The organism is Kitasatospora sp. NPDC057198 (assembly GCF_042670125.1).
Lineage (GTDB): Bacteria > Actinomycetota > Actinomycetes > Streptomycetales > Streptomycetaceae > Kitasatospora.
Genome location: NZ_JBHUWH010000432.1, coordinates 1 through 6,605, shown reverse-complemented (window position 1 = coordinate 6,605; position 6,605 = coordinate 1). Strand labels below are relative to the sequence as shown.

Annotated in this window: 6 protein-coding genes; all 6 read right to left on the bottom strand. The window is 74.5% G+C overall.

The annotated features are described in order from the left end of the window. Positions 1 to 12: 12 nt before the first annotated feature. Positions 13 to 786, bottom strand: a complete 774-nt coding sequence (locus ACFUEL_RS32305) for an SDR family NAD(P)-dependent oxidoreductase (RefSeq protein WP_380240553.1) — start codon at positions 784 to 786, stop codon at positions 13 to 15. 332 nt (positions 787 to 1,118) lie between these two features. Continuing rightward, complete coding sequence (locus ACFUEL_RS32300) at positions 1,119 to 2,252, bottom strand: FAD-dependent monooxygenase (RefSeq protein ID WP_380240551.1); 1,134 nt, start codon at positions 2,250 to 2,252, stop codon at positions 1,119 to 1,121. Between the two features lie 75 nt (positions 2,253 to 2,327). After that, positions 2,328 to 2,891 carry an ATP/GTP-binding protein gene (locus ACFUEL_RS32295; RefSeq protein ID WP_380240549.1) on the bottom strand — a complete coding sequence of 188 codons (564 nt, stop codon included), beginning with the start codon at positions 2,889 to 2,891 and terminating at the stop codon, positions 2,328 to 2,330. 1 nt (position 2,892) lies between these two features. Continuing rightward, a complete protein-coding gene (locus tag ACFUEL_RS32290) occupies positions 2,893 to 3,249 on the bottom strand; it encodes a DUF742 domain-containing protein (protein ID WP_176192931.1) in 357 nt (118 codons plus the stop codon). A gap of 59 nt (positions 3,250 to 3,308) precedes the next feature. Next, a complete protein-coding gene (locus ACFUEL_RS32285) occupies positions 3,309 to 3,746 on the bottom strand; it encodes a roadblock/LC7 domain-containing protein (protein ID WP_030462163.1) in 438 nt (145 codons plus the stop codon). Beyond that, the gene (locus ACFUEL_RS32280) at positions 3,743 to 6,370 is read right to left on the bottom strand and encodes a nitrate- and nitrite sensing domain-containing protein (protein ID WP_380240547.1); all 2,628 of its coding nucleotides are present in this window, start codon (positions 6,368 to 6,370) and stop codon (positions 3,743 to 3,745) included. The genes ACFUEL_RS32285 and ACFUEL_RS32280 overlap by 4 nt, the downstream gene beginning before the upstream one ends. Between the last annotated feature and the right edge of the window lie 235 nt (positions 6,371 to 6,605).

The window sequence follows — 6,605 nt, the reverse complement described above, 5'->3', positions numbered from 1 at the left end:
GGCCGGCAGGGCCTACGGCTTGCGGTAGTCGCGGCCCGCCGTGTTGGAGAGCTTGCCGAGGCCGCCCGGCGGCAGCAGCCGCGCGGCGGCGACGGCGGCCCGGTAGCGCTTGCTGGGGACGCAGAGCGGGCGGTTGCGGGCGAGGTCGCGCAGCGAGTCGTCGACGACGCGGTCGGCGGTGAGCCAGCCCCAGGCGGGGACGGAGGAGGTGCCCATGCCGGCCCGCTGGTGGAACTCGGTGCGGGTGAAGCCGGGGCACAGGGCCTGCAGGCGGACGCCGCTGCCGGCCAGGTCGCGGGCGATGCCGAGGGTGAAGTTGACCACCCACGCCTTGGTGGCGCCGTAGGTGCCGCGCGGCAGGAAGGCGGCGACCGAGGCGACGTTGACGACCGCGCCGAAGCCGCGCTCGCGCATGCCGGGGACGGCGGCGGTGGTGAGCCGCAGCACGGCCTCGACGTGCACCTTGAGCATGTCGAGCTCGTCCTGCACGGGGACGTCCAGGTAGGTGCCGCGGTGGCCGAAGCCGGCGTTGTTGACCAGCAGGTCGACGGGGCGGGCGGGGTCGCGCAGGCGGGCCTCGACGGTCTCGATGCCGGCCTCGGTGGCGAGGTCGGCGCCCAGCGTCTCGACCCGGACGCCGTGGCGGGCGGTGAGTTCGGCGGCGGACGCGGCCAGGCGTTCGGTGTCGCGGGCGACCAGCACCAGGTCGCGGCCGTCGCGGGCCAGGCGGTTCGCGTAGGCGGCGCCGATGCCGGCGGTGGCGCCGGTGATGAGAGCGGTGGTCATGGAGCCGACCGTACCGGGCGGTAGGGCGGGGCCGCATCGACCGACCGGACCACGGACGCCTCGGCCCTTCGGGCGACCCGGGCGCGGCGGGCGGCGCGCCCCGCCCCGCCGTTCGTCCGATCACCCTACGGTTTCGGGCAGCGCCGCCGTCCCACGCGGCGCCCATCCCCTTCAGGAGAACCGATGCCCGTCCAGTTCCACCCGCGCTCCATAGAAGTCGCGCCGCCGGCCCGCTCCCGCCCCCCGGGGCACTGACGGCCGGCACCGCCTCCGCACGCCCGGGCCCGCCCCCTCCCCACGGGGCCGGGCCCGACGCGCGTCCGGCGGGCGGGTCAGTACGGCTTGACCAGCACGTGGGCGGCGCCCGGGATGCCGACCTTCAGCAGCTCGTCCTCCTCGGGGGTGGTCGCCGTGCCGGTCTCCTGCTTGAGGACGGCCCGGGACAGCGCCTGGACGAACATCGCGCGCGGGCGGCGGCGGGCCTCCCAGGCGCGCAGCGCGGCGGGCACGTCCGCGGCGGCGTCCAGCTCCTGGGCCAGCACCAGGGCGTCCTCGACGGCCATCGCGGCGCCCTGCGCCAGGTGCGGGGTGGAGGCGTGCGCGGCGTCGCCGGCCAGCACCACCCGGCCGACGTGCCAGGGCTCCTCGACGGTGACCTGGGAGATCCGCGAGTACACCACGGCGGCCGGGTCGGTGACGTGGGCGAGCGCCTCGGCGACCGGGCCGGAGAAGCCGGCCAGCCGCTCGGCGAGCTGCTCGTGGGCCCGCTCCTGGTCCGGGCGGAAGTCCTCGGCCTCGGCGAACACCGCACCCAGGTACATGAGTTCGGGGGTGATCGGGGTGAGCAGCGCCTTGGCGGCCTGGTTGCCGGTGCTCATCACCACGCCCTGCACCTCGTCCTGCCGGGGCACGGTGACCCGCCAGTTGGCGAAGCCGGTGTACTCGGGGCGGTAGCGGTCGCCGTACAGGCGGGTGCGCAGCGGCGAGCCGATGCCGTCGAAGCCGACCACCAGGTCCCAGCGGCCGGTCGAACCGTCGGACAGGGTGACGTCCACGCCCTCGCCGTCGTCGGCGAGTTCGGCGACGGTGGTGCCGAAGCGGACGGTCGCGCCGGCCGCGGCGGCGGCGTCGCCGAGCACCTGGGCCAGCGCCGGGCGGGGGATGCCGTTGTTGGCGGGGGCGCCGTCCATCCGGGGCTGCGGGATCTTCGCCAGCGGGTTGCCGGCCGGGTCGCAGATGGTCAGCACCTCCCATTCGAAGCCGACCGCCAGGCAGTCGTCCAGCACGCCGAGCTCGCGCATCACGTGCAGCGCGTTGGAGGGCTGGATGATGCCGACGCCGAGCGCGTCGAGCTGCTCGCGGAGTTCGGCCACCTCGACGGTGTGGCCGCGCCGGGCCAGTGCGATCGCGAGGCTGAGGCCGCCTATGCCGCCGCCGTGGACGAGGACGCGCAGGGGTGTTGCCATGGTCTCTCCGTTGGTTCGGGGGGTGGACGGCCCGGGCGGGGGCGCGGGCCGTGCGGGTGCGGCGGGGCCGCCGGGTCAGCCGACGGGCAGCGCCATCAGGTGGTCGACCAGCGCCAGCAGGGCGTCCCGGCCGAACGAGCGCTCGCGGACGTCGCCGACCAGCATCGGCACGTGCGGGTCGAGGTCGAGGGCGGCCCGGATCTCGGCGTCGGAGCGGGTGTTCACGCCGTGGAAGCAGTTGATCGCCACCACGAACGGGATGCCGCGGCTCTCGAAGAAGTCGATCGAGGCGAAGCTGGTCTCCAGCCGGCGGGTGTCGGCGATGACGACGCCGCCGAGCGCCCCGTTGACCAGGTCGTTCCACATGAACCAGAACCGCTCCTGGCCGGGCGTGCCGAACAGGTACACCACCAGCTCGGGGCTGACGGTGATCCGGCCGAAGTCCAGGGCGACCGTGGTGGTGGTCTTCTGGTCGACCCCGGACAGGTCGTCCACGCCGACGCTGGCGGTGGTCAGGTACTCCTCGGTGCGCAGCGGCGCGACCTCGCTGACCGAGCCGACCAGGGTGGTCTTGCCGACGCCGAAGCCGCCGGCGATCAGGATCTTGACCGCGGCCGCGCCGGCCGGGGTGGTGGTCATCTCAAAGCCTCCTCAGGCCCTCACGTACGGCGGCCAGCAGGCCGCGGTCGGCGCCGCCCGCGGCCCGGGCCACCGAGATCGGGGCCCGGGCCGTCAGGAGGCCCTGCGCGACGAGGTCGCCGAGCAGGATCTTGGTGACCGAGACCGGCAGGTCGAGGTCGGCGGCGACCTCGGCCACCGCGGCCGGGGTGCGGCACCGGTCGATGATCATCCGGTGCTCGGGCTGCAGCCGGGCGGGCCGGACCGGCGCGCCGTAGGCGTCCACCGGTGCCGGCACGCTGGTGAGCAGCGTGATGAGGGTGAGGTCGTCGCGTTCGGGCGCGGTGCGGCCGCGGGTGATGGTGTAGGGCCGCACCATGCTGTCGGCGCCGTCGTCCCCGTCCTCGTACCCGTCCTCGTCGTCCCAGGGGAGGGCGTTCACGCGCGCTGCCCGCTGCGGACCCCGAACGCGTCGAAGTCGCCGCGCTGCGGGGTGCTGAGCTTCTGGCCGACCTGCTGCACCAGGTTGTGCATGGCCAGCGACATGACCTCGGCGTCGACGTCCTGCGAGGCGATCACGGCCAGGTGGGTGCCCGAGCCGGCGGCGATGACGAACAGCCAGAGGTCGGCGAGTTCGACGATCACCTGGTGCACCGGGCCGCCGGCGAACAGCTGGCCCACCCCGCGGGCGAGGCTCTGCTGGCCGGTGGCGACGGCCGCCAGGCGCTCGGCGTCGGAGCGGTCGATGCTGCGGGAGTGGCCGACCACGAGGCCGTCGTCGGAGAGCAGCACCGCGTTCTTGGTGCCGGCCACCGAGTCCACCAGGCCGTCCAGCAGCCAGTCGAGGTCCTGGTGGGTGGCGGTAGTGCGCGTCATGACCGGTCTTCTCTCGTCGGGATGTGGTTGTTGTTCCAGTCGTCGGCCCGGCCGGTGCCCTCCTCGGCTCCGCCGGTGGTGTCGGCGGCCGGGACGGCCGGGCCGCCGCGCGCCTCGCGGGAGCGCCGCTGGAACGCACCGATCGCTGCTCCGGCCCGTCGGGGGGCCGGTCGGAACAGCGGGTTCTCGTCCCAGCGGGGCGGCGCGGGCGCGGCCTTGGGGGCGGTGGGGTCGATCCGCAGCTCGTCGACCAGGCTGGCCTGGCGGACCCGGCGCGGCAGCGGGGGTTCGGCGCCTCCCGCGGGCGGCTGGTAGCCCCCCTCGGGGAACGCGGCGGGGGCCGCCCGGTGCTCGGCGGGCGGCGGCCACGAGCCGGCCGGGGCGGGCTCGGGGTGGTGCGCGGCGGGCAGCGCGTACGGGACGGGCGCGGGCCGCAGCGGCAGCACCGCGTCGGGGAACGGCTGCTCGTGCCCGGACGCCCGGTACTCCTCCTGCGGCGCGCCCAGCGGGTCGTGCTGCGGGTACGGGTCGCCGGAGAGGTACGGGTCGACAGGGAGGTACGGGTCTTCGATCGCTGTCTCCTGGACCGGCGACGGCAGGCCGTAGGGCGCGGGCGCCTCCTCGACCTCCGGCGGCAGGCCGTACGACACGGAGACCGGTTCGGACGCCGCGGTGATGGCGGTGACGCCGGCCAGCGCCTGGCCGCGGTTGCGGGTCGGCAGGCCGCCGGCGGACTGCACGGGGACGACGGTGGGCCGGGCGTTCGGGTCGGGGACGATCAGCTCCTCGGGGACGAGCACCACGACCCGGGTGCCGCCGAACGCGGACTGGCGGAACTCGACCCGCAGGCCGTGCTGTTCGGCGAGCCGGGAGACGACGTAGAAGCCGAGGCGGATGTCGTCGCCGCGGGCGAGCACGTCGGCGCGCGGCGGGCGGGCCATCATCGCGTTGGCGGCGTCGATCTGGTCCTCGTCCATGCCCAGGCCGCGGTCCTCGACCTCGATGGCGACGCCCCGGCTGACCCGGCCGGCCCGGACCTCGACCGGGTTCGGCGGGCGGGAGAAGGTCAGCGCGTTCTCGATCAGCTCGGCGAGCACGTGGGCGACCGGGCCGACGGCCCGCTCGGAGATCCACGGGGCGCCGTCCAGGTCGATGCTGACCCGCTGGTAGTCCTGCACCTCGCCCTGGGCGGAGCGCATCACGTCCAGCAGGGCGACGGGCTTGCGCCAGCGCCGGTGCGGGGAGCCGCCCGCCAGGATGACCAGGTTCTCCTCGTAGCGGCGCAGGCGCGCGGTGAGGTGGTCGAGGTCGAACAGGCCCTCCAGGAACTCCGGGTCCTCGTGGCGGCGTTCGAGCTCGTCGAGCTTCTTGAGCTGCTGGCCGATCAGCTGCTGGGTGCGGCGGGCGATCCGCTGGAGCAGCCGCTCGTAGGCGCGGTGCTGCTCGGCCTGGGCGACGGCGGACTGCACCGCGCTGCCCCGGGCCAGGTTGAACGCCTCGGCCAGCTTGGCGAGTTCGTCCCCGGTGCGGCCCCACGGGTCGGGGGCGACGGCTCGGGCGTGCTCCTCCGGGTCGACCTTCTCGCCGTTGCCGAGCCGTTCGACGACCGCGGGCAGCGTGGTCTGGAGGTCCTCGGCCTGCTCCTGGAGCCGGCCGATCCGGCGGCGCAGGGTCCGGGTGATCCGCCAGGAGGTGACGGCGACCACGATGACGGCGATCAGGCCGATGACGGTGGTCAGGACCAGCCGGACGGCGAGCGAGATGATGCTGCTCTTGCCGTGGTCGACCACGTAGGCGGTGCGGTACTCGAGCAGGTCGACGATCTGCGGGTTGAGCGCGTCGACCGCCTGGCGCCAGGCGCCCCGGTCGCCGGTGAGGGCGATCCGGCCGCCGCGCTCGGCGGCGGGCGCGAGCAGCTGCCGCTCGACCTCGGCCTTCGCCTTCCAGGCCGGACTGTCGGTGATCTTCTGCCACTTGGCGGCCTGGTCGGTGGCCAGGTAGGGCGCGACCTTGGTGCCGAACTGGAAGTCCTGTTCGGCGACGGCCTGCCGCAGCTGCTGGTAGTCCTCGGTGCTCAGGCTGCCGGAGGGCCAGCCGCGGGCCAGCAGGGCGTCCGAGCGGGAGATCATCTCCTTGCCCCAGAACAGGTCGACCAGCGGCGCGGAGATGGTGGTCATCCGGCCGTTGTCGACGTGGCTGAGCGCGGCGAACAGCTTGAGGTCGACCGCGATCAGGTCGGTGTAGTAGCCGTAGACCGCGGCCTGCTGCTGCTCGCTGCCGCTGTCGACCAGGGCGCGCTGCGCGGGCAGTTGGTTGATGGACTGCCGGGCCAGCCCGACGGCCTCCTTGACCTCGTCGGGGGCGTCGGAGGCCGCGACGTCGGACGCCTTCTGGAAGTCGCGGATGGCCTGGTCGGTCTTGGCGCGCTGGCTGCGCAGCGCGTCGGTGACCCCGCTGTGGGTGGCGAGGACGTCGGCGCTCAGGCGCCGCTCCTCCTGCAGGTTGTAGTAGACGATGTTGGACGGCTGGCCGGCCTCCTGCGCGAGCAGGCCCTGGGCCGCCTGGCGCTGGAAGTCCAACAGGAGCTGTCCGCTGGTGACGGCCCACAGTGCGGCCAGCGCCACACTGGGGACGATGGCCAGCACGAGCAGGGTCGCGCGGAGCGAGAGCCGGCCCGTTCTGATCCGCCGAGACGCGCGCGTGCGCAGGGCATTCTCCTTGGCGACGACACCAGTTGTTCACAACTGGTCGAATCTGACAGGACACTGACGGAGGGATACTAGTCACACGGTATAAGGAGGCGAAAAACCGATGCCCCGCCCCGGCATCGCCGGAGGCCGGGCCCCGGGTGCCCCGGGC